Genomic DNA, 24452 nt, shown 5'->3' with positions numbered 1-24452 from the left:
TCACCCACTACATCGCCCGCGCACTCCTCGAAGCCGGAGGATTCAGACCCCAACTACACCGTCGATTGTGAAGAGCCGCTTTGCGTACAATAATTCGCTGGCCCAAGGCCGGAAGATGGTCGCGGACTTTTCCAAGTTGATGTTGCGTGCCTACAACGCTGAGGCAGACAACTGTGTGCGCTCCCTGCGAGCCGGAAGTCTCGCCTCAGCGATTAAACGGCTTGACAGATCGGTCGAAACCATCGCTCGGCTTGGCGTGATGATGGAGATGCGCGTGGCGCCTGAATACCATGCCCTCCGGATCGAAGAATTGGAATTGACCAGCGACTATCTCTTCAAACTACAAGAGGAGCGCGAAGAAGCTCGCGAAGAGAGGGAGCGTTTACGCGAAGAGCGCCGAGCCGAGATGGAACTAGCCGCGGAGAGACAACGCCTAAGCAAGGAACGCTCCCACTACGCGAATGCGCTTGAAGGCCTCCGCGGGACGGGTAGAGATGACGAGATCGAAGCACTTGCCCAGAAACTCAAAGAACTGGACGAGGCGATCGCGAAGAACGATTTCAGGGCCGCGAATATACGTGCTGGCTACGTTTACGTGATATCGAACATCGGATCATTCGGTCCTAATGTCGTCAAGATTGGGATGACTAGGCGCTTGGACCCAATGGACCGCGTAAGGGAACTGGGAGATGCCTCGGTCCCGTTTCCGTTCGATGTGCATGCGATCTATTTTTCAGACGATGCCGTTCAACTGGAGAATGAACTGCACAACGAGTTCGCGGGGCAGCGGCTTAATCATGTCAATCTTCGTCGCGAGTTCTTCTTTGCCACACCGAACGAAGTGCGAAGCATTCTGAGAAGCAAGTTGGGAAACCTGCTGGAGTTCACGGACGAACCCGAGGCTGCACAGTACTTCCAGAGCTCCGGCCTCTGGACGGTCGCGGATCACCATCCGGGCCCGGGGACGCCTACGTCCTAGCACCCGGCTTGGCGAGCGCTGTCTCGCCGCGGTTTGGGCTTTAGCGGCACGTTGATCGGCACGAGAATCGATCAGATGACGCAAACGCTCTAAGCAAGGCGAAAGAGGTTGAGTCTCGAACGCCCATCGCGGCGATGGCGGCGACCGGCGTCCGGAGACCTGACACTAGGGCCACCTAGCCTCGTCGCGTGACGAAACCCCAGTCGGCGCTCGGCTGCCTCCTGCTCAGCGTGATCGCCCCCGTCGTGGTGATCGGAGTGCTCATCGGGCTGAGCTTCCTGATCAACATCGGCCGGTTCCAGACCCCCGACCCGGATCCCGAAGATTTGGCGCACGCGAAGCCGGGTGACTGCATCATCGGATCGACCGAGGGCGGCCAGCAGTCGCGGTGGGGCTCCTGCGACGACCCGGGCGCCGAGAAAAAGATCATCGCGATCACCAAACACCAATGCATTGACCTGCCCGGAGTGGACATGTCGCTGCGGGCGGACCGCACCTATTGCCTCGGCGACAAGAACAACGACCCGTCGACGACGGTGAACGGCATCGTGGCCGGTGAATGCACCAATGCCGGCGGAAACGGGCGCCAGTCCTGTGACTCCCCCGGGCACCGCAGGGTCCTCGCTGTCCTCGAGAACGAGGTGGCAATGGACCAGCCCACGAACTCCGACCCCGCGGCGCAGCTCATCGGCGGCGGCGCCATCGCGGCCTGTCGTCAGGCTGGCGTCCAGGCGGACCGGGTCTACAGCTTCAGCCTCGTGACAGTCGGCACCCCACCGCCCGGTCAGCCGAACTTCACTCGAACCCATCACGACCGATCGCTCTGCCTGTCGGAGGTCCGATGACGACCACACCAGATCCCTTGACGCCCGGTCAGCAGCCGACGGAAACCCCGGCCGAGCCCGCCGATTTGACCGCCGGCATGCCCAGCTGCCTCGCCATGGCCGTCGGGCTCGTGCTCGCGGTTGCGACGGGTTGGTTCATGTTGAACGTCGTCGGGACCGGATTGCATGACCGGTTCATGCCGCCGGAGCAACCGCTTGCCACCCTCGATGTCAGCGACTGCCTGCATGTGCCGCAGGATGCCGACCCGATCATCGTGTACTGCGGCGACACGGACTCCGAAGAGGCACCTGACTATGCCGTCCAAGCCCTCGTCCCGTCGGCTGCCGAGTGCTACCGGGTCCCAGAGTCCGAAGCGGTGTTGACCCTCGATCGGATGGTTGCCTGTCTCGGACCCGGCCCGAACGACGCGGACAAGCCCCGCTCGGCGGCCGGCGCCCGCGCCGGACTGTGCCGAAACGACGAGCACCCCATCCTCGGCTGGCAATCCCGCTGTGGGAAGAGCGGCCGGGAAGCCCTGCTCGTCTTCCGGACCGATGACCACGCCACTGATCCTCGCGAGCAGTGCCTCGCCCGCGGCGCTGAGGACGTCGACATTGCCGAAGCCACCCGGCTCGTCGACCTCACGACGCGGCCGGCCACCGAGCTGCCCGACGCCCAGATCGTGTGCATCGCCCCGCCACGGGAATGACCCCCCGCCCGGGCTAACGGGCGAGACCGACGACCCGGTGGCGCGCGACATTTCGGTCGGAGCGATCTGGTTGGATGCCCTGCAGGAGGGCATCTCATGGCAGGTCTTGATCCAGAATTCACCGAGCTCCCGTTGCGTACGCTGGCCGACGCTGCACTCCAGCGCGCCGCCGACCTCGGCGCCACCCACGCCGACGTCCGGGTCGAGCGGATCCGGACCGGGTCGCATGCGCTGCGCGACGGCGAACTGGAGCGTACGGTCGACGACGTCGTGTTGGGCTTGGCCGTCCGGGTGGTCCACGACGGCGCGTGGGGGTTTGCCGCCGGCATCACGGTGACGCCCGACGCCGCGGCAGTCCTGGCCGAGCAGGCGGTCGCGACCGCGCGGGTGTCCGCGCCGCTGACGTCCCGGCGGGTCGAGCTCGCGCCGGAGCCCGTCTATGCCGACGCCACCTGGGTCGCCCCGTGCGAGCGCAACCCCTTCGCGGTCTCCGAGAGCGAACGGATCGGACGCCTGCGAGAGCTCTCCGCTCGGCTGCTGGCGAGCGACGGCGTCGACCACGCGGACGCACGGGTGACCTTCGTCCAGGAGAACACCTTCTATGCCGACCTCGCGGGCAGCTCGATCACCCAGCAGAGGACCCGCATCGATCCCGAGTTCACCGCGCTGTCTGTGTCCGATGCCGGGTTCTCCTCGATGCGGACGGTGGGCCCGCCGACGGGACGCGGCTGGGAATACTTGACCGGCATCGGCTGGGACTTCGACGCCGAGATCGCCGAACTCCCCGAACTCCTGGCCGAGCACGTCAAGGCGCCGTCGGTGGAGCCGGGACGCTATGACCTCGTGATCGACCCGACGAACCTCTGGCTCACGATTCACGAGTCGGTGGCGCATGCGACCGAGCTCGATCGGGCGCTGGGCTATGAGGCGGCGTACGCCGGGACTTCCTTCGCCACGCCCGACCAACTCGGCACCCTGCGCTATGGCTCGGAGCTGATGAACGTCACCGGCGACCGTGTGACCCCGCACGGCCTCGCCACGATCGGCTGGGACGACGAGGGCGTCGCCGCGCAGACCTTCGACATCGTCCGCGACGGCGTGCTCGTCGGCTTCCAGCTCAACCGGCAGATGGCCGCCGAACAGGGCCTGCCCCGGTCCAACGGGTGCGCGTTCGCGGACTCCCCCGGCCACATCCCGCTGCAGCGGATGCCGAACGTGTCGCTGCAGCCGGCCCCGGACGGGCCCGATACCGCCGGCCTGATCGACCAGATCGAGGACGGCATCTATGTGGTCGGGGACAAGTCGTGGTCGATCGACATGCAGCGCTACAACTTCCAGTTCACCGGGCAGCGCTTCTTCCGCATCCGCAACGGCCGCCTCGCCGGACAGCTCCGCGACGTGGCCTATCAGGCGACAACAACCGACTTCTGGCGGTCACTGCGTGCGCTCGGCGGCCCGCAGACATGGCTCCTGCATGGTGCTCCGAACTGCGGCAAGGGCCAACCCGGACAGATCGCGCCGGTCTCGCACGGCTGCCCCTCCGCGCTGTTCACCGGGGTCAACATCCTCAACACCCGCACCGATGGAGGCAGGGCATGATCCCCGACACCCCCGTCACAGACTGGATTGACCAAGCGCTGGCGGCCGCGGGCCCCCTCCCCTGCGTCGTCATCGTCGACGAAACCGCCGAGGTCAACCTGCGCTGGGCCAACAACTCGCTGACCACCAACGGGCAGATGCACGACCGGTCGATCACCGTGCACGTCTTCGCGCCCGCCAAGGGGGGCACGGCGGTGGGCTCCATGAGTGCCCCGCTGACCTCAAGCACGGACATCGAGGCTCTCGTGGGTCGCGCGAGCGCCTCAGCAGCGGCTGGTGAACCGTCACCCGACGCGATGGACTTGGTGAGTCTGGGCGTGGACGAGGGGTACGCGAATCCGGCGGCCCGCACGTCGATCGCTGTGCTCGCGGACGTGGCCGTCGGCCTCGGCGAGTTGTTCGCCACGTTCGGTGCAGCGCGAGATGCCCTGTTCGGGTTCGCCGAGCACCGGCTGACGACCACGTGGGTCGCCACTTCCGCCGGCGCTCGCCGGCGCCACGTGCAGCCGATGGGACGGCTGGAGATCAACGCGAAACGACCATCGACCGGGGCATCGGCGTGGGTCGGACAGAGCACAGGAACCTTCACCGATATCGATCTGAACGGCCATGCCGCGGAGCTGCGACGCCGCCTCGACTGGGGCAACACGACGATCGAGTTGCCACCGGGCCGCTATGAGACGCTGCTGCCGCCCGGCGCGGTCGCCGACCTGATCCTGAACGCCTATTGGGTGATGTCGGCCAAGGACGCAGCCGAGGGGCGCACGGTCTGGGCCCGCACGGGCGACACCGCCACCCGTCTCGGTGAAAAGGTCAGCCCGTTCCCGATCGCACTGCGGTCCGACCCGGCCCGGGCCGGCCTCGAGCAGGCGCCGTTCGCGATCGTCCACACCTCGGTGAGCGGGCAGGTGTCGGTGTTCGACAACGCCACCCCGGTCGACGCCCGGGACTGGATCCGTGATGGCGCGCTGACCGACCTCTTCCGCACCCGCCGCTATGCCGAGGGCACGGGCGCGGACTTCGCGTACCCCGTCGGCAACCTCATCCTCGACGCCGGCGGGACCGCCTCGCTGGACGAGATGATCGCCCGGACGGAGCGGGGGCTGTTGCTGACGTGCCTGTGGTACATCCGCGAGGTCGACCCCGAGACCCTCCTAGTCACCGGACTGACCCGCGATGGGGTCTATCTGATCGAGGACGGCCAAGTCGTCGGTGCGGTGAACAACTTCCGGTTCAACGAGTCGCCGGTGGATCTGCTCGGGCGGATCACGGAGATCGGCGCGAGCGAACAGACGCTGTGCCGCGAGTGGAACGACTGGTTCACCCATACCCGGATGCCACCGATCCGGGTGCCGGACTTCCACATGTCGACGGTGTCCCAGGCAAGCTGAGTGACGCGGATCATTGACAACATACAACCGTTTGGTTGTATGTTTGTCCTGTGAGCGAGGCCAACGAGGACCGGGCGGACGCCCTGTTTCACGCCCTCTCCGACCGGACCAGGCGCGACATCCTGCGGCGGGTGCTGGCCGGGGAGCACTCGGTCTCAGCTCTGGCGGCGAAGTACGACATGAGCTTCGCCGCCGTGCAGAAGCATGTCGCGGTCCTTCACAAGGCGGGGCTGCTGACCAAACGCCGCAGCGGCCGTGAGCAGCTGGCCAGTGGTGACGTCGACGCGGTGCGCTCGGTCGCATCGATGCTCGACAGCCTGGAGGCCATCTGGCGCGGCCGCGTCGACCGCATCGACGCGCTGCTGGCGCGTACCCGAGAAGACGACGCCCCCGCGCGCCCGCCCGAACCGAGCGCGCAGTCCGCGCGCACCGATGAACCCCAGGAGCACTGACCATGCCTGTCACCGACGTCACCAAGGATCTCGACAACCGCACGCTGACCATCACCGCGCGCTTCGCTGCGCCCGTCGAGCGGGTGTGGGCGATCTATGCCGACCCGCGCCAGCTCGAGCAGATCTGGGGGCCACCGGGCTATCCGGCGACGTTCGTGGATCACGACCTGACCCCAGGGTCGCGGGTGACCTACTTCATGACCGGCCCGAACGGGGAGAAGTACCCGGGCTATTGGCTGGTCACGGGGGTCGACGAGCACCGGAGCCTCACGTTCGACGACGGGTTCGCCGACGAGGACTTCAACCCCGATCCGACCATGGCCCTAGGCCACAACAGGATCGAGTTCACCGCCGACGGGGACGCGACGATCGTCACGTGCACGACCGTCTATGACTCCGCCGAGGACCTCCAGGCGGTCCTCGACATGGGCATGGCGGAGGGGGCGACCCTCGCCATGAACCAGATCGACGGCCTGCTGGCCGCAGGCTGACCCGGTGGGAAGCCTCGGGCCTATTGGGCGAGTCCGACGATCATGTTGATGGTCGAGGCGATGACCACGGTCCCGAACAGATAGGACAGCAGCGTGTGGAAGAACACGATCTTTCGCACCGCTGCTGTCTGCATCGTCTGGTCGGAGACCTGATAGGTCATGCCGAGGCAGAACGACAAATAGGCGAAATCCGACATCACCGGCTCGTCCTTGCCGCCGAACTCGATGCTGCCGGGCTCCTCGTTCCAATAGTGCTTGGCATAGCGCAGGACATAGGCGGTGTGCACGAGCAGCCAGCCGGCCGCGACGGCCGCGACCGAAACCGCCAAGTCGAACACCTGCGCTCCCCGTGGCTGGTTCGCGCCCCCGGAGAAGAGCACCGTGCCAACCGCTCCGAGGCTGGCGACTGCCGCGATGAGGACCAGGACGTCGATGACGCTCCGCGGGGCCAGGTCGTCCACATAGGCGCGGGTGCGCTCCAGGTCGTGGCCCATGATCAGCACCAGGAACGGCAGGCAATAGGCCAGCGACCCGACGACGAACCCGATCAGGAGGCGTGCATCCGCAGCGCTGCCGGACACCCGGGGCACGAACAGGCCAGCCGCGACCCCGGCTCCCAGCGCCAGCCCCAGCCGGATCCAACTGCGAGCCCTGTCATTGGCGATGACCACGAGGTCAAGATACGCCGCCCGTCCCGCACGATCATGCGACCGCGGGGTCAGGGACGTGGCGCATTCCGACCAGCGCCGCGCCCATGCGCCTGCAGGGCCGCCGCCCACTCCCGCAGGATCCGCTCCAGCTCGAGGCGGTCACCCTCGGGCAGCAGCGCGACGAGGCCGGCCTCGTTGCCCATGTGGTCAGTGAACGCGTCGTCGATGACCCGCCGGCCCACCGGCGTCAGCCGGGCGACCTTGGCTCGCCCGTCGTCACGGGCCGGAGTTCGACTCACCAGACCGGCCGCCTCGAGGCGATCCAAGCGTTTGGTCAGACCCCCGGTCGTGATCATCGTGGTCCGGGCCAGTTCTGCGGGCTGCCGCTCGAACGGAGCACCTGCCCTGCGCAGCGCGCAGAGGACGTCGAAATCGCCCTCGGTCAACCCGTGGTCCTGATAGACGCGCAGGAGTTCGACAGTGAGGAGCGCAGCCAGTCGATGCAGGCGGCCGATGATGCCGGCGGGTCGAACGTCGATGTCGGGGCGCTCGCGGCGCCACTCGTCCTGGATGCGGTCGACATGATCAGGTGTGGAGGACATGGCTGGACATTATCGCTTCCGAGGAAGTAAAGTCCACTTCCATGGAAGCAACCCGGGTCCGCGACGTACTCCTGACGACGATTGCGCCGATCACGTGGGGGTCGACGTACTTCGTCACCCGTCAATGGCTCCCCGCCGACATCCCGCTGACCGGGGCCGCGATCCGCGCGCTGCCGGCCGGCCTGATCCTGTTGCTGATCGCGCGGAAACTGCCGGAGGGCGAGTGGTGGTGGCGGACCGCGATCATCAGCGCACTCACGGTTGGCGGATTCTTCATCCTCATCTACGTCGCCGGGATCCGGCTGCCGTCCGGGGTCGCAGCCACCCTCATGGCCGCTTCGGCGGTGGTGATGCTCGTGTTCGCCCGGCTCCTGTTGGGCGAGCGGGCCGGCCCGATCAGGTACGCCGGTGGCGTCGCCGGCGTCCTCGGAGTCGCCCTGCTGGTCGGTGGGGCGAGCAGCGGCCTCGACCCGCTGGGCCTGATGGCCGCGCTGCTGGCCATGATCTCCACGACCCTCGGATTCGTGCTTGTGAAACGCTGGCGGCCACCCGCGCCCCCGCTCACGTTCGCCGCCTGGCAGCTCACGCTCGGCGGGTTGATGATCGTGCCGTTCGCGCTGGCGCTCGAGGGGCCGCCGCCGGCAATGGATGCTCCGGCGGTGCTGGGGTTCGCCTATCTGGTGCTGATCGCGACAGCGTTGGCGTACGCGGCTTGGTTCACCGGTCTGCGTCGCCTCCCGGCGGGCACCGTGGGGCTCATCGGGTTGCTCAATCCGCTGTCCGGGGCGCTGCTCGGGACCCTCGCCGCCGGGGAAGTCCTGACCCCGATCCAACTCGTCGGCGCGGTCATCATCCTCGCCGGCGTCGCGGCCGGCATCGACTGGCGGGTGCGGCGCCGAAAATAGGGGCGCGGACCCTGCGTACTTCTCTCTAGGCTCAACCCGTGGCCAAAGTGATCGAGGGCTCGCGGGAACTGCCGCGGGGATATGCGCATCCGCACGCGTCCGAAGAGGCGCGGGCGATCGCGACGAACGGGATGATCCTGCGCGTTCAGGTCGGGTCGGGCATGCACGGGACAGCCATCGGTGGCCAGGACGACCGCGACGAAATGGGGCTGTGCCTGGAACCGCGCGAGTTCGTGACCGGGTTGGCGACCGTGCCGAACGGCGTCGACGGCGAGCACGGGCGGATCGAGTTCGAGCAGTACCAACGGCACACCGCCTGGGACCGGCCCGGCGGGCTGGCCAACCGTTCGGGTGCCGGCGATCTCGACGTGGTGATCTATTCCGCGCGGAAGTGGTGCCGGCTGGCACTCGCGGGCAACCCGACGGTGCTGCTCGCGCTGTTCGTCCCGGACGAGGAGGTGGTGTTCCGCAACGCTGCGGGCGCCGAGCTCGTGGACAACGCGCATCGGTTCGTGTCGGGGCTGGCGGCGGAACGATTCCTGGGCTATCTGCGGTCACAGAAGTCGGCGATGACCAGCGAGTCCGGCAAGCACACGAACCGGCCGGAATTGGTGGCGCTCCATGGATATGACACCAAGTTCGCAATGCATGCGCTGCGGCTCGGGATCCAAGGCATCGAACTGCTGACGACCGGGCGAATCACCCTGCCCATTGCCGAGCCGCAGCTCTCGCACCTGCGCGCTATCCGGCGCGGGGACGTTCCGCTCGCCGACGCGCTCGGGGCGATCGATGAGGTCGAGGCCGACCTCATCGCGCTCAACGAACGGTCCAAAGTGCCCCCGCAGCCCGATCGAGCCTGGGTGGATGACTGGCTGCATCGGCATCATGTGGCGTACTGGGCACAGCTCGGCACGTGACACGCTCTCGTCCATGCTGGGACGTCATCGGCGCGCTGACCTGTCCGGGGGTGTGGGTGTGGGTGTGGGTCTGATCATGTACGCCCCGCGCGTCACCGCCGGTTGAGACGGGCGAGTTTGTCCGGGTTCCGCACGATGTGGATGGACTCGATCCGCCCGTCGACCACGCCGAGCCAGCCGACCTGGTCCACGCGGCCGGCGTCGCGGATGATCCAGGCGAGGTGGTGGTTGAGCTCGGCGAACTCGACGGTCGTCCCGTCCGTCGCCTGTGCCGCGACGCCCAGCACGAACCGGGCCACCTTGTCGGCGCCGAGGATGGGGCGGATGGCCGCCGAGGCCTTGCCGCCACCGTCGGCCACGAGCACCACGTCGTCGGCGAGGACCGCCATCAGCGCCGCGAAGTCGCCACCGAGCGCCGCGTCCCGGAAGGCCGTCGCGACCCGTTCGAGCTCGACGGGATCGACGTCGAACCGCGGCCGGCGGGCCTGCACGTGCGAGCGGCCGCGATGCACCAGCTGTCGCACGGCGGCGGGTGCCCGCCCGAGGATCTCCGCGATCTCCGGGTGGCTGAAACCGAATGCCTCGTGCAGCACGAAGGCCGCGCGTTCGAGTGGCGACATCGACTGCAGGACGAGAGCGAGCGCGAGCTGGATCTCCTCGGCGGCGAGGTGCTCGGCCTCGGTGCCGGTGCCGGTGGGGACGGGTTCGGGCAGGTATTCCCCCGGGTAGTCCTTCCGCCGTCGCACCCAGTCGAGTGCCAGGTTGGTGGCGATGCGCGCGAGATAGGCCCGCGGATCGAGGATGCCGCCCCGCGCCGCGGCACGCTCCCAGCGAATCCACGTCTCCTGGGCGATGTCCTCCGCGTCGCCCCAGGACCCGGTGACGTCATAGGCGAGCCCGACGATGAGCCCGCGGTGACGCAAATAGGTCGCAGAGAAGGACTCATCGTCCGCCGCATCCGGCCGGCTCACGCCGGGGCCCCGATCGCAGCCGGGCGCCCGGGTCGGCGCTTGGGTGCGCCCAACCAGACATATCCCTGGGCGAAGCGGGCGGGGAACACGACCGCTGCCGTCGACACCAGCTCCTTGAACCACGCGCCGGCCCGCCCGGTGAGCCGGGCCGTGGTGGGGCGGTCGTCGCGGTGCACGAACACGATCATCGCATCGTCCCGGCCGAGGCTGACGCACTGGAGGCCGAACCCGAAGTTGAAGGGGCGCACGGGCTGACCTGCCGCGTACCTCCCGATCCCGTCCGCCACGTGGCCGCCCATCGGCTCGGCGACCGCGCACGCCATCCGCAGCGGACGGGAGGCCATCACCGCGGCGTCGCCGACGCCCCACAGGTTGTCGTGGCCGCGGACCGCGAGAGTGTCGTCGAGCAGAACCCGGCCATGGGCGTCGACGGGGAGGCCCGATTCGGCTGCGAGGGCGGGGACGCGGAAGCCGGTGCAGTCGATCGTGAGGTCGGCCTCTGCCTGCTGGTCGGTGAGGTCGACTCCCAGCCGCGGGAGTCGTTGCCGCAACCAGTCGCGATTGCGGAGGCTGGAGGTGGGGAGGGGTCCGGCGGGGTCGTGGAGGAGTACGCGAAGGGCGGGGTGCGCGGTCGCGATCTCGGTCGCGGTCTCGATGCCGGTGAGGCCGGCGCCGTTGATGAGTACGCGGGCGCCGGCGGGCAGCGCGTGGAGTTGCCGGCGCAGCGCGGTCGCGCCGTCGAGTCCGGCCGGGCCGAGGCCTGCGCCGCTGCCGACGGCAAGGACGAGGTGGTCGGCGGCGTGGGTGCTGCCGTCGCTGAGGGTGGCGGCCGGGGTCCGCCCGGGATGGATCCGAGTCGCACGACCCTGCACGAACCGGACGGCGTGGTGCAGCATCGTGGCGAGCGGGCGGGTGGCATGGTCGCGCGTCCCGGCGACATATTCGTGCAACCGGATGCGGTCCACGAACTCGGCACGTTCGTTGACGAGCGTGACGCGGTGGCCGCGTGCGGCGAGGCGGTTGGCGGTGAGGAGGCCGCCGTAGCCGGCGCCGATGACAAGTGCTGATGACTTCATGCCCACCAGACGCGGGTGGCTGGCCGAGTGTGACATCGCTCCCGGGGCACGGGCCCGGTGGCGTACTCTCCACTCGACCACAGCGCGCGGCAGGCCCCGAGGAGGAACACAGTGTTCGTGAAGGTGTGCGGGCTGGATTCGGTGGCGAACGCCCGGGTGGCGCTCGAGTCCGGGGCGGACGCGGTCGGTGTGGTGATGAGCCCGCGGAGCCCGCGGCACCTCGAGTTCGCCGCGGCGGCCGAGATCGTTGCTGCTGTCGGGCAGCGGGCCGAGACCGTGCTCGTGGTGCGCGAGATGGACGCGGCTGAAGCGGCAACAACGGCGGAGCGCCTCGGGGCGGACGTGCTGCAGCTCCATGGCAGGCGCTATGCGCGCGAAGACTTCGCCCGCGCTCTCGCGGTGTTCCCCCGGCTCTGGCGGGCGACCTCGCTGACGGAGGACCCGGACCTCGAGGTCGGCGCCTGGGGCGAGGAGCGACTTCTGCTCGACGCCCCGCAGGCCGGATCGGGCGAGCGTTGGGACCTTTCGGCCCTGACCGCTCGTCGGCCCGGCGGCGAGTGGCTGCTGGCGGGCGGGCTCACTCCGGATAACGTCGCCGACGCCATCGTGATCGCGCGGCCGTGGGGCGTCGATGTGTCCAGCGGCGTCGAGTCAGGCCCAGGCGTCAAGGATCCAGAGTTGATCCGGGCCTTCGTCGCAGCCGCTCGCGGATAGCGCTCGGCGCCCTCAGCCAAGCAGCGACCGCGCGTCGGCCACGGGCCCCTCGAGGTGATCGAGCGCGATCTCTCGCCCCATCAGGGCGAGCAGGATCGCGCCCATCGGGCCTTCGATCAACGGCCCGTCACCACGATCCCAGGCGATGTCGGTCGCTCGCCAGCGGAATCGAGCAAGGCGTTGCGTGACGGGGAGGGTGAATCCCTTGGGCTGGCTCCAGGCCCGGTCGGCTGCCTCGGCGGCCGCAGCCGGATCCATCTCGAGTCGATGCCCGAGCGGCAGGGCCATGTCCTGGTGATGGACCAGGACATCAATGAGCACCTCGTGGTCGGTGCCGCCGGGAAGATGTCGGTGTTTCCCGACCAGCGCCCGCAGCTCACCGACGATCTGGGCAGGCGTTCGGACGGCAGCGTGCCGAACGGCCGACGCGCCGATGGCGGCGAACATGTCCCCCCGGGTGCGGATCAACGCAGCGACCATGGCGGGAATGGCCCGGCCACTGATCACCGCGCCCTGCCACGCGAGGTGGGCGGCGACCTGTTTCACGGTCCACTCCGAACACAGGGACTGCCGCGACCACGCCGCTTCCGGCAGCGCGGTGAGCAGGTCGAGGGTCTGTCGGCGCTGTGCGTCGACCGCTTGCCAGAGCTCGCCGTTGGTCAAAGTCGTGGCTGCTTTCATGCTGGGACCTTTCGTGCGGACCGCGCGTCAGCGCAAGACGGGAGCCTTATGGGGCAATATCGGGACACACGATAAAACTACATCCGTAGTGACTGGATTGAGAAGCCCCGCGCATCAAGAATTCGTCTGCCAGAACTCCAGCAATGCCGGACCGATGGCCGCACGCTCCTGCATGGGGAGCGAATGGGTCGCCGCGGGCCACAGCGTCACGGCGGCATCGGGCCGCAACCGGCGCAGGCGATCGACGGCATCCTGGCCGCCGGCCAGGGACTGGGCGCCGGCGATGTCGACACGCAGGGGCATGTCCAGCCCGCGCCACTCCGCATCGGTGATTTCCCGGGGCAACGGCATCTCCGTCGAATAGCCGGACGCAGCGGCGTCGATCATGACGGACATCGGCGTACGCTCCTGCACCTCCGCGACGGTCGTCCCCCCAATCTCGGCGAGCGCCCGGTCCTGCAGCGACTGGGGCACGGGCAGTTGCGTGACCGTCCCCCAGAACAAGGCCGAGGCGGGCAGCGGACGGAGGACGATCACCGGCTCCAGGAGCGCAAGGCTTGCGACCTGCTCCGGATGTCGCACAGCGAAGGCCGCCGCCGTAGCACTGCCGAAGCTGTGGCCCACGACGTGCGCGCGGTCCACCCCCAGGCCGGCGAGCGCCTGGCTGATCCATTCGGCCTGCTCATCGAACCCCCGCAGTGGGCGCCGCTGCGCGGAAAAGCCCGCGTCCGCCAGCGGATCGAAGGCATAGACGGTCCGCTTCCCGATCCACGCCGGCAGGTTCTCCGACCACATGGGAGCTCCCGAGCTGTGGCCGGGCACCAGGAGCACCGGCGGCCCGGCCTCCTCGCCGACCCACTCCAGCACATGAATCGAACCGTGGCCCGTCTGCACGTCCAGCACGCGCGTGGGCGCCGGCAGGTCGGCCATGACCTCGCGATAGGCGATCGAGTACGCCTCCTGCGCCTCCGCCGAGCGCCAGTGCCCCACCCGCGGCTCGGGCGCGACGATCGATGCCGCCTTGTCGATCACCAACCAGGCGATGACGAGCGCGGCGAGGGCCTTCAGCAGCCAGCGGCCTCGGCGGGGGCGTCGAGCGTCACGCACGGAACGGGCGAGCATCATGCCTCCAATACAGTCGTACTGTATTTACGATACGACTGTATTGATACCGTGGCAATGTGACTTCCAGTACTCGACCCGAACGGGGTCAGAAGACCGTGGCCATCCTCGCCGCCGTCTGGCGCGTCGTGGCCGCCCAGGGGCTGGGCGCGGTCTCGTTCCGGTCGGTGGCCCGAGAAGCCGGCGTCTCACCCGGCAGGGTGCAGCACTATTTCGCCTCCAAGGAGGAGTTGGTCAGGGCCAGCGTGGACCTGATGCTCGGCAGCGCCGAGGCGCTTCACCGGGACGCCACGGCGACGGCCGATCCGGCCGATGAACTCTGGCAACTGCTCACGCACGCGATCCCGCGGGCAGCGGAATCCCCCGTCGGCACCGGCGTCTTCTATTCGTTCGTGGCCGCGAGCGTCGCGGATCCGCAGATCGCGCGAGCACTCGCGGAGGCCAAGCAGGGTGCCCGGCGCGAGATCGCCGCGCTGCTGCACGAGCTCCGGGCCCGCAGCGACGACGCCTCGGCGAGCGCGCAGGAACTCCTGGCGATGTCGGATGGGGTGACCCTCGGCGTACTCATCGGAAGCCTCACCCCCGACCAGGCCCGCGCCACACTGCGCGGCGCCCTCGATCGGTTGCTCGGATCGTGAGCGCAGGGGTCAGATGTCGGCAGTGGGGTCGTGGTCGGCCGGCGGCTCGCCGGTCCGCTCGATCTCGACGGTGAGGCGGGCCATCATGCCCCCGAGCGCGGCGGCGGCAGCGATCAGCGGGACGAACATGACACCGGCGGTGGCCCCGGCGAGGCCCCAGGTCAACGGGATCGTCAGGAGCTCCCGGCCTTCCTTGGAGCGGACGGTCACGCGCTTCGCGCTCGTATCACGCAGGGCGGCCTTGACCGTGTCCACGAGTTGCTCGCCGGCCACTTCGATGCGTTCGGTGAAAGTCTTGTCGTTCTGGCTCATGCGAGGACGCTATCGCTCCGGGTCATATCAGCGGGAGGCAGTCTCACCGGCCCTGCGGGGGCATGTTCCAGCGCAGGATCGCGGGGGTCTCCTTCTCCGTCCCGAGCACGGACACGGTCCCCGTTTCGAGGGGAAAGTGCCCGCCCTGGCGGACGTCGAGGCCGAGCCAGGCGAGCGTGAGTACGCGAAGTGAGTGCCCGTGGGCGAAGCAGAGCGCGCGCGGCACTCCGCTCCCCCGGACCCGGCGCACCACTGCCTGCAGGCGGGACATCACCTGCGGGCCCGATTCCCCACCCGGGACCGCGCCGGTCCAGATGCGCCAGTCCGGCACCTGCTGCCGGATCTCCGCGCTGGTCCGGCCCTCGTAGTCCCCGTAGTTCCACTCGGCCAGATTCGCGTCGACCGCATAACGCCCGGTGAAGCCGGCGAGATCGGCCGTCCGGCGGGCACGCAGGCGGGGACTGCTCAGCACCATGCCGAACTGGAGGCCGCGAAGGGCGCCGGCCACAGCGCGCGCCTGGCGTACGCCCTCCTCCGTGAGGTCCAACTCCGTCGTCGAGGTGTGCTGTCCGTTGCGAGACCATTCGGTCTCCCCGTGGCGCACCAGATAGAGCTCAGTCATGCCTTCAGTCTCTGTCAGACGGTCCGATTAGGCTGATTCCAGACCACCCACCGAGAGGACCTGCAGATGCCCATCATCAGCACCACCAGCGTCTATGTCGATGATCAGGACAAGGCACTGGCGTTCTATACGGAGAAGTTGGGGTTCGTGGCGAAGACGGACGTGACAGCGGGTGAATACCGGTGGCTAACCGTGGTGAGCGACGTGTTTCCCGATGGCGTCGAGCTCGTGCTCGAACCCGACGCCCACCCAGCGGCCAAGACGTTCAAGGAGGCGCTCGTTGCGGACGGCATCCCGTTCAACAGCTTCGTCGTGCCGGATGTGGACGCGCTCCACCAAGCGCTGACCTCGCAGGGCGTCGAGTTCACCCAGCCGCCGACCGACATGGGGCCCGTGCGCGTCGCCGTGCTCGACGACACCTGCGGCAACCTGATCCAGCTGACGGAGTTCAAGGTCGAGGACGACGAGGGGCAACCGACCGAGTCGATCTGAGAGTCCCCTAGGACTGCGGCAGGCGCACCGTGACCTCGATCAGGGCAGCGTCGGCCAGCCGGAGCGCGCCGACCATGGCGCTGTAGGGCTTGATGCCATAACGGCTCTGCTTGAGCTCGCCACCCAGCCGATAGTCACCGTTGAGCGCGACCACCTGGAAGCACTCCTCGTGGGTGCGACCGTTGAGCGTGAGGTCGCCCGTGATCTCGCCCTCATGCCAGGACCCTGTGATGCCGGTCGACACGAACCGAAGCACGGGGTGCTTCGCGACGTGGAGCGACTTCGCGGCGTTGCGTTCGATGTCGCGGCGGTCGGAGTCGGACATTGCTTTCGCACCACCACGGCTGTCGCGCACCGCGAGGGAGTCGAGTCCGGCTGTCACGTCGAGGCGACAGTCCGCCGGCTGATCACCGATGTCGATTGTCGCTTCCCAACGCTGGACGATCAGCGTGAGGTCGTGGCCGAGGCGCGCGGCCGGCCCCTCGCAGGTGGTGTGAATGAGCAGATCGCCGTCCGCTTGCGTCAGCGCATGCCGGCCCGATGTCACAGTCATGGGTCAAGTCTGCGACCTCTGCTGCGTCTGCGGGCACAGGGGTCGCAGATCGGTTCCGACCGTCGGGTGCGCGCATCAGTGCGCGACCGGTCGGGCTCCGATCCGTCAGGGTTCGATGAGACCGACGCGGATGGCATAACGCGTCAGTTCGACCCGATCTTTCATCCCGAGCTTCTCGAGCATGTTCGCCCGGTGCCGCTCCACCGTCTTGGGCGAGATGACCAGCATGTCGGCGATCTCCTTGGTCGCGTACCCCTCCGCCACCAACTTCAGGATCTCCTCCTCGCGCGGCGTCAGCACGGTGAGTTCGGCCTCGGTCGGCTTGTCGAGGTATTCGCGGATCAGCGTCGCGATCGCCCCGGGGTAGAGGAAGGGCTCCCCGCGCAGCGCGGCTCTGCAGGCCCGCAGCAGATCGCGGTCGGCAACGGACTTGTGCACATAGCCGGCGGCGCCGCAGCGGAGGGCTTCGAAGAGATACTGCTCGTTCTCGTGCATGCTCAGGATCAGCATCTGCACATCGAGCCCGTCGCGCTGCACCGCGCGGGCGACCTGGAGGCCGGTCATCAGGGGCATCGACACATCGAGCACCGCGAGGTCGATCCCGCCGGCCTGGAGCAGTCTGAGCGCTTCCTGGCCGTCCGCGGCCTCGGCGACGACGGTGAGGTCGGGCGCCCGGTCGATCATCAGGCGTACGCCTTGGCGAACAAGCGTGTGATCGTCCGCGAGCAGCACGCGCGCGGGCTCCTGCGGTGTCAGAGTGGTCATCGCGTCCCCTCCAGCGGCCGATCGGCGTGCGCCGCGTGCGGCAGTCTCGCCGGAATCGTCAACGTCACCTCGGTGCCCCCTTCGTTTCGGTCGCGCACGCCCAAAGTCCCGTCCACCAACAAAGCCCGTTCCTCCATGCCTTCGATGCCCGAGCCCCCCTCGCCGCGAAACCCGATGCCGTCGTCGACGACCCGGAGGACGATCTCGTCACTGGTCCTGAAGAAGGACACCCACGCCGTGGTGGCCCGTGCATGCCGCACGACATTGGTGAGTGCCTCCTGACACACGCGGAACACCACGAGCTCCTGGTCCTCGGTGAGCCCGTCGACCCCTTTGAAGTCGCGCTCGACGCGCAGGCCGGCCTCGTGCTCGACACGGTTGAGCAGGTCCTCCAAGGCTGCACGGAGGCCAAGATCCTCCAGCACTCCGGGTCGCAGGGCGCCCGCGACCTTGCGCACCTGCTCCAGAGCCGCCCGCACGCTCTCCCGCGGCTGCTCCAACTCGCTTTCCCACTCAGGGTGATCGGCGACGACATTGGCGAGACCGATGAGCGAGAACGTGAGAGTCTGGCCGATCTCGTCGTGCAGTTCGCGGGCGATGCGCCGCCGTTCGGCCTCTTGGGCATCGAGAGAGACCCGGGTGCGCAGCTTCTGTTCGGTGGAGATGCGGTCGACGAGGTCGTTGTATGCCTCCGCCACCGCCTGCACCTCCGGCGCCGCCACCACCCGCAGCCGGTGCGATTCATCGAGCTTGCGAACCCGACGGATGTCGGCGGACAACGACGCGAGCGGCATGAGCGAGCGGCGGATGCCCCATGACGTGACGGCCAGAAGCACGACGAGCACGATCCCGAGCACGACCATCTCGAGCGGGTTCGGTGGAAACGTCAACGGGATCGGGGAGAACAGCAGCACGAGAAACGCCCCGGTGATGACCAGGGAGTTGATGACGATCGTGCGTCTGAGCAGCGACATCCGTTCCCCTCCGCGTGCACCACAGTCTGTGCCCAGACCCTATCGCCGGGGGGCGAACCGGCGGGTGATCGTCTTCTCGATCTCGACGACGGCAAACAGCGCCGCACCGGCGGCGAGCGCGACGAGCCAGTGCCGCAGCTCGAGCGGCGCGGCGTCGAAGGGCTCCCGCATGAACGGCGCATAGACGAACATCAGCTGCAGTCCGGCGAGCACGACCATGCTGATCCATGCAACGGGGTTGGTGGTCAGCAACTGGGGTCGCAGGCTGCGGGTGCCGATGAACCGCACGTTCAACAGATAGAAGGCCTGGGCCACGATCAGTGTGGTCAGAGCGGTTGTCCGTGCCACCTCCAGCGGTGAGCCGCCGGCGCTCTCCAGGGAAAAGACCGCCATCGTCGCGACGCCGATCAGCACCGACACATAACCGATTCGCGCGAGCATCAACGGGTCGAGCAGCGATCCCTTCGGGTCACGCGGCGGACGGTTCATCACACCGGGTTCCGACGGCTCGAACGCCAACGCCAGACCCAGGGTCACCGAGACCACCATGTTGACCCACAGGACCTGCAACGGTGTCAACGGCAGCACCATCCCGGCGAGGATCGCCGTGAAGATCACCAAGCCTTGGGCGCCGTTGGTGGGCAGAAGGAATTCGATCGATTTCCTGAGGTTGTCATAAATCGTGCGGCCTTCTTTGACCGCGTCGGTGATGGAGACGAAGTTGTCGTCGGCCAGGACGACGTCGGCGGCCTCCTTGGTGACCTCCGTGCCCTTCATCCCCATCGCGACACCGACGTCGGCGCGTTTGAGCGACGGCGCGTCGTTCACGCCGTCGCCGGTCATCGACACCACTTCGCCGCGGTCCTGCAGTGCGGCAACGATGCGCAGCTTGTGCTGCGGCGAGGTCCTGGCGAACACGTCGCTCGTGCACACGAGTTCGCGCAGTTCGTCGTCGTCCGCGTCCTCGATCTCGGCCCCGGTGATCACGGAATCGGCGTCGATGCCCATCTCGCGGCCGATGGCCTGAGCCGTGCCGGCGTGATCACCCGTGATCATCACGACCCGGATCCCGGCTTCCCGGCAGTGCTCGATCGCCTCGACGGCCTCGGGTCGCGGCGGATCGAGGATGCCGAACAGGCCCAGGAACACGAAACCGCCGTCGTCCACGTCCCCCAGCTCGAGAGAGTCGGTCCCGTCGTCAGCCTCGCGCACGGCGGCGGCCAACACCCGGAGACCCTCATCGCTGAGTTCCTCGATCAGACCCTCCCAGCGGTCCCGGTCGAGCTCCTCCGTCCGAGCCAGCCCCGGTCCTTGGCGGTCGCACCGTTCCAGGAGCGGCCCGGGGGCGCCCTTGAGGTGAATCCGCAGTCCGGCATCCGACTCGTCGAGCGACGCCATGAACTTGTTGTCCGAGTCGAACGGCAGCTCGGCCACCCGCTCAGCGATGTCATCCGAGAGTTCCGCCTTGAGCGCGAATGCCCGCAGCGCACCATCGGTCGGTTCGCCCAGCAATACCCATTCGCCGTCCCGCTCCCGGATCTCGGCGTCGTTGGCCAGACCCGCGACGATGGCCATCGAACGCAGGTCGTGCTGGGCGCAGGGGTCGATCTCCTCGTCGGCGCGGGTGATGGTGCCCTCTGGCGCGTACCCCACTCCCTCCACCGCATAGTCCCCGTCCAACGTCACGACGCGCTGGACGGTCATCTCGTTCTTGGTGAGGGTGCCGGTCTTGTCCGAGCAGATCACGGTGACCGAACCGAGAGTCTCGACAGCGTTGAGCCGTCGGGTGATTGCATGCCGCTTGGCCATGAGCTGGACGCCACGGGCCAGCGTGATCGTCATGATGGCCGGCAGACCTTCGGGAATGGCGGCGACCGCGAAACCGACCGAGGCGATTATGAGCTCACCCAAGGCATAGTCGTGGAACACGAAGCCGACCCCGAACAGCACGATCGCGAGCACGATGATGACCAGTGTCAGCCACTTCCCGAAGGAGTTCATCTGGCGGGTCAACGGCGTCGACAGGGTCTCGACGCCGGACAGCATCTCGTTGATGCGCCCGATCTCGGTCTCGGTCCCGGTGGCGACGACGAGCCCGGTGCCGGAACCGGAGGTGACCATGGTGGAGGAATACGCCATCGATTCGCGATCCCCAAGGTCGGCGTCGTCGTCGACCGCGTCAGCGGTCTTGCGCGCCGGCTCGGATTCCCCCGTCAGCGCGGCTTCCTCGACGGCCAAGTTGTTCGCTTCGAGGACGCGGACGTCCGCGGGCACCCGGTCTCCCGCCCGGAGCCGGACCACGTCCCCTGGGACCAGCTCATCGGCGTCCACGTCCTGCCACTCGCCGTCACGCCGGGTGCGGGCCCGGGCGGACAACATGTCGCGGAGACCCTCGAGGGCTTTGTCCGCTTGGCCCTCCTGGACGTGTCCGATCGTGGCATTCAGAAGGACGACCACCATGATGACTGCCGTGTCGACCCAATGTCCGAGCAGCGCGGTGACGGCTGCAGCGACAAGGAGGACATAGATCAGCGGGTCGTGGAAGTGCCGCAGAAAGCGGATAACCGGGTGGTCCTTCTCGGCATCGGGCAGCCGGTTGGGACCGACATCCTCCAGGCGCCTCTCCGCCTCGTCACTCGAAAGCCCCTCGCGATCGGTCGCGAGCTCCGACAGGAGTTCGTCGAGCTCGGCGGCGTAGGGGCTTTCGGGGGCAGAGAAGGCAACGGTCACACCTTGACGCTATTCACGCCTGCGCACGAACCCCAGCGCGATGAGGCGAACTGCATGGCCGCGTCTGCCAAGGTGAGTGCTCGCCCCCATGTGCCCGACGAGCGTTCATGGTGTCCGTCTGCGTGCTTTCGGCATGCCCGGGTGCGTGCTGTCGGCGCGCGGCGGAACCGGCGGCGGCTCAATCGGCGAAAGTGTGCTCCGGCACGACAACGGCGGGAGTCTCGGTCTCGCGGAGAACCGTCCGACTGACGGAACCGAACAGCAGACCCAGCAATTCGCTCCGCCCGCGCGTACCCACCACCAACAACTCCGCCTCCGACCCCAGCGCCACGAGCGACCGGGCGGTGAGTCCGGGCACAACCGTGACCTCGCACTCGACGTCCGGGAACTCAACTCGCAGGTCGGCCAGCGCCTTCTCCACCTGCTGCCTGCGGAGTGCGAGGTCGTGGCTGGGCAGCAACGAAACCGGCTGCACCGGAGCGATCAGCTCGAGCGGACGCACGGGATCCTCGACGGTGGCGACGACCAACTTCCGGCCCGACTCCTGAGCGGCCGCGAAGGCGAACCGGGCCGCTTCCAGGGGCGGCGCTGCCAGATCGAAGCCGATCATGATCGGGCCGGGCGCGGCCTGATAACCCGGCGGCACGACCACGATGGGGCCCTCCGCCCGGGCCACTGCGGCGTCGGCGACGCTGCCGAGAACCTTGCCGGTGATGCCGCCGAGGCGACGGGTGCCGATCACGACCATGAGCGCGTCACGGCTGGCGCGGACGAGCGCGTCGACCGGGTCGGCCGTCAGCACCAGCCGATCGATCTGCAAGTCCGGATGGCGCTCCTTGAGATGCTCGATCTGCTGATCGAGCACGACCTCGACCTGCTGCTTGCGGCCGGCCGCGTCGGGCCAGTGCCACGCCGAATCAGTAGCTCGCCGCTCGGAGGCGACCGTCCCGTGGACCGCGAGCAGGATCAATGGCCGGTCACGATCAGCAGCCCAGTCAGCGGCCCACTCGGCGGCCGTTCGAGCAGGGTCCGAACCATCCATGCCGACAACGACCGTATTGGTCAGCTTCATTGCCAATCCTTCCTCGCTGGTTCGCCGGCCAGTCGGATCTTCCCCGAGCCGCGTGCTTATGTCTCCACCCAACCCTCTCTGCGCGTTGTTCACCAGCCCCAGCAGGAAAACTGGTGGAGTAGCGGGTCGGAGATGGGGACTGGCACGGATGGTTTTCCGGCGATCGGTGAAGCAGCCTGGACAGGACAGTTCCCGAATGAAGGACGCCCCATGCTCATCGTTGACGATCTAGACGTCCAGGACTTCCTCTCGGCCGGTCAGGGCGACGAGCGCTCCGGGTCCCCCGAGGTCTGGGTGTCATTGCTGATGCCCACCCACCGCAGCGGCCCCGAAACCACGAGCGGTGCGATCATGTTGAAGAACCTGCTGCGCTCTGCTGCCCAGCAGACGGACGAGGCGGATCGCGATTGGCTTGACCAGGCGGTCGAACCGCTGATCGCCGACCACCAGTTCTGGCAGTTCCAGGGGGACGGGCTTGCGGTTTTCGTCTCCCCGAACACCACCCGCATCCAGCGGCTGTCGATTCCGTTGGCCCCGGAGGCCCGGGTCGCCGACACGCCCCACCTGGTTCCGCTGGCGCCGATCCTGGCGCGGCAGCGCGAGGCCTCGATCCTGCAGCTCAGCCTCGGTCAGGTGCGGCTGTTCAAGGTCACCGGTGAGATCATCGAAGAGGCCGAACTCGGCCCGATCCCCGCGTCGATCGACGAGCTGACGACCGACCGCGACCACCAGGCGCAACTCCAGTTCACGGGCCAGGGCAAGGGCGGAGTCAGCTTTCACGGCCACGGGGGTGATGGGTCGATCGATGAGGCCCGGCGGGACCGTTTCCTGCGTCACGTCGCCCGCGGGCTCGAGGAGCGAGAGGCTGCCCAGCGTGCACACGGTCCGCTCTTCCTTGCCGCGACCCAGGACACCGCCGATCTGTTCGCACGGCTGAGCGGGCGACCCGAGTTGATCCGGCGACTGATCTCGGGTTCGGCGGATGGGGTACGCCCGGCCGACCTGCTCGAACGCGCCCGGCCAGTGCTGGATGCCTTTGCCGAGCGCCGACAAGCCGAACATCGCGAACACCTCGGGCAGCGTCGCTCGCAGGGCCGCGTCCTGGAGGCTGCGTCGGCAGTGGTCGAAGCGGCGACCCACGGTCGCGTCGAGGTGCTCTATGTCGGACCCGTGGACGACGAGGACATTGATCGGACCAACCGGGCGATCATCGAGACCCTCCGCAACTCCGGAGAGGTGCTCGCTTCGCCCGAAACGGGAGACGGGGTCGTCGCCACGCTCCGTTTCTGAGCCACCCCATCGTGGGAGCTGGGGCCTGCCTGCCCAGGAGCGCCCGCACGTTCGAACACGGCACGTGCTGCTAGTGCCCACGTGCTGTCAGCGGCGTGCTGCCAGCGCCCAGCCTCAGTTGATTTCTGTCGGTTCATCGTTCCGTCGGTTCTCCGTAGAATCGTGCTCATGACCGATCGTCTCGACGATCTCGAACGCCGTGTCGCAGCGCTCGAGAAGTCCGCTGGCCAAGCCCGTTCACGGGAAGCCGCCCGGCCTCGCGGCGCACAAGTGCCACCGCCGGCCACCGCAACGAGGTTCTGGGCCCTCGACGAATTGCATCGGCAAACCGAGGGAACGACCGGCGCAATCCTGTTCACCGGGACCTGGCAGCCCACGGCCGGAGTGGCCGAGGCTGCCGATGTGGCAGAGGCGGCCGAGACTGCCGAGGCGCCTGCCCAGGAGTCGGCGCGAGCGGGGGTGGATTGGCAGTACGCACGTTCGGTCGATGACCTGATGGACCACGACTGGTCCGTGGCGGCGAGCCCGTTGGCCGCATTGGGACATCCGGTGCGCCTGGAACTCCTGAAGCGGGTCCTTTCCGGGACCACTGCCACCCGGGACCTCGCCGAGAGCGAGGGCTTGGGCACATCCGGGCAATTGCATCACCACCTGCGGGCATTGGTCGCTGCGGGTTGGCTGCGCCAGCGCCAGCGCGGGGACTACGAGGTTCCGGGCGAGCGGATCATTCCCCTGATGACGGTTCTGGTCGCCGCTCTGGGGTGAGCCGCGATGCAGGCGCCGCGGAGCGCGTCCGACCCCTGAGATGTACCCACCACAGACACACCATCCCCAGGGGGCCGATGCTGGCGCCCCCATGGGTACATCTCAGGGACTGACACGTCACAGGCACGCGGAGCACCCTGCCCGTCGACCAAGCC

The 24452-nt window shown here is 68.1% G+C and carries 27 protein-coding genes; 14 read left to right on the top strand and 13 right to left on the bottom strand.

The features are described 5' to 3' along the window. The 7 genes from ACQ260_RS16910 to ACQ260_RS16880 all read left to right on the top strand — a co-directional run. On the top strand, positions 1-979 hold a 979-nt coding region (locus tag ACQ260_RS16910), incomplete at its 5' end, for an SNIPE associated domain-containing protein (RefSeq protein ID WP_432560642.1). Positions 980-1167: 188 nt separating this feature from the next. Then, complete coding sequence (locus ACQ260_RS16905) at positions 1168-1824, top strand: hypothetical protein (RefSeq protein ID WP_432560641.1); 657 nt, start codon at positions 1168-1170, stop codon at positions 1822-1824. Beyond that, positions 1821-2513, top strand: coding sequence for a hypothetical protein (locus tag ACQ260_RS16900; RefSeq protein WP_432560640.1), 693 nt, complete (start codon positions 1821-1823; stop codon positions 2511-2513). Before ACQ260_RS16905 ends, ACQ260_RS16900 begins: the two co-directional genes overlap by 4 nt. Positions 2514-2609: 96 nt before the next feature. Beyond that, complete coding sequence (locus tag ACQ260_RS16895; RefSeq protein ID WP_432560639.1) at positions 2610-4112, top strand: TldD/PmbA family protein; 1503 nt, start codon at positions 2610-2612, stop codon at positions 4110-4112. Then, positions 4109-5503 (top strand): metallopeptidase TldD-related protein, encoded by a 1395-nt coding sequence (locus tag ACQ260_RS16890; protein ID WP_432560638.1) that lies wholly within the window; start codon positions 4109-4111, stop codon positions 5501-5503. The genes ACQ260_RS16895 and ACQ260_RS16890 overlap by 4 nt, the downstream gene beginning before the upstream one ends. A 50-nt stretch (positions 5504-5553) precedes the next feature. Beyond that, positions 5554-5955 (top strand): ArsR/SmtB family transcription factor, encoded by a 402-nt coding sequence (locus ACQ260_RS16885; RefSeq protein WP_432560637.1) that lies wholly within the window; start codon positions 5554-5556, stop codon positions 5953-5955. Positions 5956-5957: 2 nt separating this feature from the next. After that, positions 5958-6446 (top strand): SRPBCC family protein, encoded by a 489-nt coding sequence (locus ACQ260_RS16880; protein WP_432560636.1) that lies wholly within the window; start codon positions 5958-5960, stop codon positions 6444-6446. A 20-nt stretch (positions 6447-6466) separates the two neighbouring features. Here the strand turns inward: ACQ260_RS16880 and ACQ260_RS16875 are convergent, their stop codons facing one another. Both ACQ260_RS16875 and ACQ260_RS16870 read right to left on the bottom strand, forming a co-directional pair. Continuing rightward, positions 6467-7117 carry a DUF1345 domain-containing protein gene (locus tag ACQ260_RS16875; protein WP_432560635.1) on the bottom strand — a complete coding sequence of 217 codons (651 nt, stop codon included), beginning with the start codon at positions 7115-7117 and terminating at the stop codon, positions 6467-6469. A 47-nt stretch (positions 7118-7164) separates the two neighbouring features. Further along, positions 7165-7698, bottom strand: coding sequence for a MarR family winged helix-turn-helix transcriptional regulator (locus ACQ260_RS16870; protein ID WP_432560634.1), 534 nt, complete (start codon positions 7696-7698; stop codon positions 7165-7167). A gap of 41 nt (positions 7699-7739) precedes the next feature. Here ACQ260_RS16870 and ACQ260_RS16865 point away from each other — a divergent pair, with 41 nt between their 5' ends. Both ACQ260_RS16865 and ACQ260_RS16860 read left to right on the top strand, forming a co-directional pair. After that, the gene (locus ACQ260_RS16865; protein WP_432560633.1) at positions 7740-8603 is read left to right on the top strand and encodes an EamA family transporter; all 864 of its coding nucleotides are present in this window, start codon (positions 7740-7742) and stop codon (positions 8601-8603) included. Between the two features lie 38 nt (positions 8604-8641). After that, complete coding sequence (locus ACQ260_RS16860; protein WP_432560632.1) at positions 8642-9520, top strand: DNA polymerase beta superfamily protein; 879 nt, start codon at positions 8642-8644, stop codon at positions 9518-9520. A 92-nt stretch (positions 9521-9612) separates the two neighbouring features. Here the strand turns inward: ACQ260_RS16860 and ACQ260_RS16855 are convergent, their stop codons facing one another. Together ACQ260_RS16855 and ACQ260_RS16850 are read right to left on the bottom strand one after the other, a co-directional pair. After that, on the bottom strand, positions 9613-10491 hold the full coding sequence (locus ACQ260_RS16855; protein WP_432560631.1) for a sigma-70 family RNA polymerase sigma factor: 879 nt from the start codon (positions 10489-10491) through the stop codon (positions 9613-9615). Continuing rightward, a complete protein-coding gene (locus tag ACQ260_RS16850) occupies positions 10488-11567 on the bottom strand; it encodes an NAD(P)/FAD-dependent oxidoreductase (protein ID WP_432560630.1) in 1080 nt (359 codons plus the stop codon). Before ACQ260_RS16850 ends, ACQ260_RS16855 begins: the two co-directional genes overlap by 4 nt. Positions 11568-11678: 111 nt before the next feature. On the opposite strand from ACQ260_RS16850, the gene ACQ260_RS16845 reads away from it, so the two are divergent. Beyond that, a complete protein-coding gene (locus tag ACQ260_RS16845) occupies positions 11679-12281 on the top strand; it encodes a phosphoribosylanthranilate isomerase (RefSeq protein ID WP_432560629.1) in 603 nt (200 codons plus the stop codon). A gap of 12 nt (positions 12282-12293) precedes the next feature. On the opposite strand, the gene ACQ260_RS16840 is transcribed toward ACQ260_RS16845, so the two are convergent. Together ACQ260_RS16840 and ACQ260_RS16835 are read right to left on the bottom strand one after the other, a co-directional pair. Beyond that, on the bottom strand, positions 12294-12962 hold the full coding sequence (locus tag ACQ260_RS16840; protein ID WP_432560628.1) for a maleylpyruvate isomerase family mycothiol-dependent enzyme: 669 nt from the start codon (positions 12960-12962) through the stop codon (positions 12294-12296). Between the two features lie 114 nt (positions 12963-13076). Next, positions 13077-14087, bottom strand: coding sequence for an alpha/beta fold hydrolase (locus ACQ260_RS16835; RefSeq protein ID WP_432560627.1), 1011 nt, complete (start codon positions 14085-14087; stop codon positions 13077-13079). A gap of 56 nt (positions 14088-14143) precedes the next feature. On the opposite strand from ACQ260_RS16835, the gene ACQ260_RS16830 reads away from it, so the two are divergent. Then, a complete protein-coding gene (locus tag ACQ260_RS16830) occupies positions 14144-14722 on the top strand; it encodes a TetR/AcrR family transcriptional regulator (protein ID WP_432560626.1) in 579 nt (192 codons plus the stop codon). A gap of 9 nt (positions 14723-14731) precedes the next feature. Here ACQ260_RS16830 and ACQ260_RS16825 read toward each other — a convergent pair whose 3' ends face one another. Both ACQ260_RS16825 and ACQ260_RS16820 read right to left on the bottom strand, forming a co-directional pair. Next, the gene (locus tag ACQ260_RS16825; RefSeq protein ID WP_432560625.1) at positions 14732-15034 is read right to left on the bottom strand and encodes a DUF4342 domain-containing protein; all 303 of its coding nucleotides are present in this window, start codon (positions 15032-15034) and stop codon (positions 14732-14734) included. A 43-nt stretch (positions 15035-15077) separates the two neighbouring features. Further along, the gene (locus ACQ260_RS16820; RefSeq protein ID WP_432560624.1) at positions 15078-15656 is read right to left on the bottom strand and encodes a histidine phosphatase family protein; all 579 of its coding nucleotides are present in this window, start codon (positions 15654-15656) and stop codon (positions 15078-15080) included. Between the two features lie 66 nt (positions 15657-15722). On the opposite strand from ACQ260_RS16820, the gene ACQ260_RS16815 reads away from it, so the two are divergent. Next, a complete protein-coding gene (locus ACQ260_RS16815; RefSeq protein ID WP_432560623.1) occupies positions 15723-16148 on the top strand; it encodes a VOC family protein in 426 nt (141 codons plus the stop codon). A gap of 7 nt (positions 16149-16155) precedes the next feature. On the opposite strand, the gene ACQ260_RS16810 is transcribed toward ACQ260_RS16815, so the two are convergent. The 5 genes from ACQ260_RS16810 to ACQ260_RS16790 form a co-directional block, all read right to left on the bottom strand. Next, a complete protein-coding gene (locus ACQ260_RS16810) occupies positions 16156-16701 on the bottom strand; it encodes a YceI family protein (RefSeq protein ID WP_432560622.1) in 546 nt (181 codons plus the stop codon). A gap of 105 nt (positions 16702-16806) precedes the next feature. Continuing rightward, positions 16807-17466 (bottom strand): response regulator, encoded by a 660-nt coding sequence (locus tag ACQ260_RS16805; RefSeq protein ID WP_432560621.1) that lies wholly within the window; start codon positions 17464-17466, stop codon positions 16807-16809. Beyond that, positions 17463-18440 (bottom strand): sensor histidine kinase, encoded by a 978-nt coding sequence (locus ACQ260_RS16800; RefSeq protein ID WP_432560620.1) that lies wholly within the window; start codon positions 18438-18440, stop codon positions 17463-17465. The genes ACQ260_RS16805 and ACQ260_RS16800 overlap by 4 nt, the downstream gene beginning before the upstream one ends. A gap of 39 nt (positions 18441-18479) precedes the next feature. Further along, positions 18480-21170, bottom strand: coding sequence for an HAD-IC family P-type ATPase (locus ACQ260_RS16795; RefSeq protein ID WP_432560619.1), 2691 nt, complete (start codon positions 21168-21170; stop codon positions 18480-18482). 178 nt (positions 21171-21348) lie between these two features. Further along, entirely contained in the window at positions 21349-22242 is an 894-nt protein-coding gene (locus tag ACQ260_RS16790) for a universal stress protein (protein WP_432560618.1), read from the bottom strand. Between the two features lie 210 nt (positions 22243-22452). Between ACQ260_RS16790 and ACQ260_RS16785 the strand changes: the two genes are divergently transcribed. After that, on the top strand, positions 22453-23532 hold the full coding sequence (locus ACQ260_RS16785; protein WP_432560617.1) for a baeRF3 domain-containing protein: 1080 nt from the start codon (positions 22453-22455) through the stop codon (positions 23530-23532). Between the two features lie 168 nt (positions 23533-23700). Continuing rightward, positions 23701-24297: an ArsR/SmtB family transcription factor gene (locus ACQ260_RS16780; RefSeq protein ID WP_432560616.1), complete on the top strand. Its 597-nt coding sequence runs from the start codon at positions 23701-23703 to the stop codon at positions 24295-24297. Positions 24298-24452 lie beyond the last annotated feature (155 nt).

Origin of the sequence: Ammonicoccus luteus (assembly GCF_050880385.1) — a bacterium.
GTDB lineage: Bacteria > Actinomycetota > Actinomycetes > Propionibacteriales > Propionibacteriaceae > Enemella.
This window is presented reverse-complemented; position numbering and strand designations above follow the sequence as displayed.

Bases quoted from the DNA above. Each gene is read 5' to 3' on its own strand.
- ACQ260_RS16900 (WP_432560640.1), top strand. From the start codon at position 1,821: ATGACGACCACACCAGATCCCTTGACGCCCGGTCAGCAGCCGACGGAA.
- ACQ260_RS16895 (WP_432560639.1), top strand. From the start codon at position 2,610: ATGGCAGGTCTTGATCCAGAATTCACCGAGCTCCCGTTGCGTACGCTG.
- ACQ260_RS16890 (WP_432560638.1), top strand. From the start codon at position 4,109: ATGATCCCCGACACCCCCGTCACAGACTGGATTGACCAAGCGCTGGCG.
- ACQ260_RS16880 (WP_432560636.1), top strand. From the start codon at position 5,958: ATGCCTGTCACCGACGTCACCAAGGATCTCGACAACCGCACGCTGACC.
- ACQ260_RS16870 (WP_432560634.1), bottom strand. From the start codon at position 7,698: ATGTCCTCCACACCTGATCATGTCGACCGCATCCAGGACGAGTGGCGC.
- ACQ260_RS16865 (WP_432560633.1), top strand. From the start codon at position 7,740: ATGGAAGCAACCCGGGTCCGCGACGTACTCCTGACGACGATTGCGCCG.
- ACQ260_RS16850 (WP_432560630.1), bottom strand. From the start codon at position 11,567: ATGAAGTCATCAGCACTTGTCATCGGCGCCGGCTACGGCGGCCTCCTC.
- ACQ260_RS16840 (WP_432560628.1), bottom strand. From the start codon at position 12,962: ATGAAAGCAGCCACGACTTTGACCAACGGCGAGCTCTGGCAAGCGGTC.
- ACQ260_RS16835 (WP_432560627.1), bottom strand. From the start codon at position 14,087: ATGATGCTCGCCCGTTCCGTGCGTGACGCTCGACGCCCCCGCCGAGGC.
- ACQ260_RS16825 (WP_432560625.1), bottom strand. From the start codon at position 15,034: ATGAGCCAGAACGACAAGACTTTCACCGAACGCATCGAAGTGGCCGGC.
- ACQ260_RS16820 (WP_432560624.1), bottom strand. From the start codon at position 15,656: ATGACTGAGCTCTATCTGGTGCGCCACGGGGAGACCGAATGGTCTCGC.
- ACQ260_RS16815 (WP_432560623.1), top strand. From the start codon at position 15,723: ATGCCCATCATCAGCACCACCAGCGTCTATGTCGATGATCAGGACAAG.
- ACQ260_RS16810 (WP_432560622.1), bottom strand. From the start codon at position 16,701: ATGACTGTGACATCGGGCCGGCATGCGCTGACGCAAGCGGACGGCGAT.
- ACQ260_RS16805 (WP_432560621.1), bottom strand. From the start codon at position 17,466: ATGACCACTCTGACACCGCAGGAGCCCGCGCGCGTGCTGCTCGCGGAC.
- ACQ260_RS16800 (WP_432560620.1), bottom strand. From the start codon at position 18,440: ATGTCGCTGCTCAGACGCACGATCGTCATCAACTCCCTGGTCATCACC.
- ACQ260_RS16790 (WP_432560618.1), bottom strand. From the start codon at position 22,242: ATGAAGCTGACCAATACGGTCGTTGTCGGCATGGATGGTTCGGACCCT.
- ACQ260_RS16785 (WP_432560617.1), top strand. From the start codon at position 22,453: ATGCTCATCGTTGACGATCTAGACGTCCAGGACTTCCTCTCGGCCGGT.
- ACQ260_RS16780 (WP_432560616.1), top strand. From the start codon at position 23,701: ATGACCGATCGTCTCGACGATCTCGAACGCCGTGTCGCAGCGCTCGAG.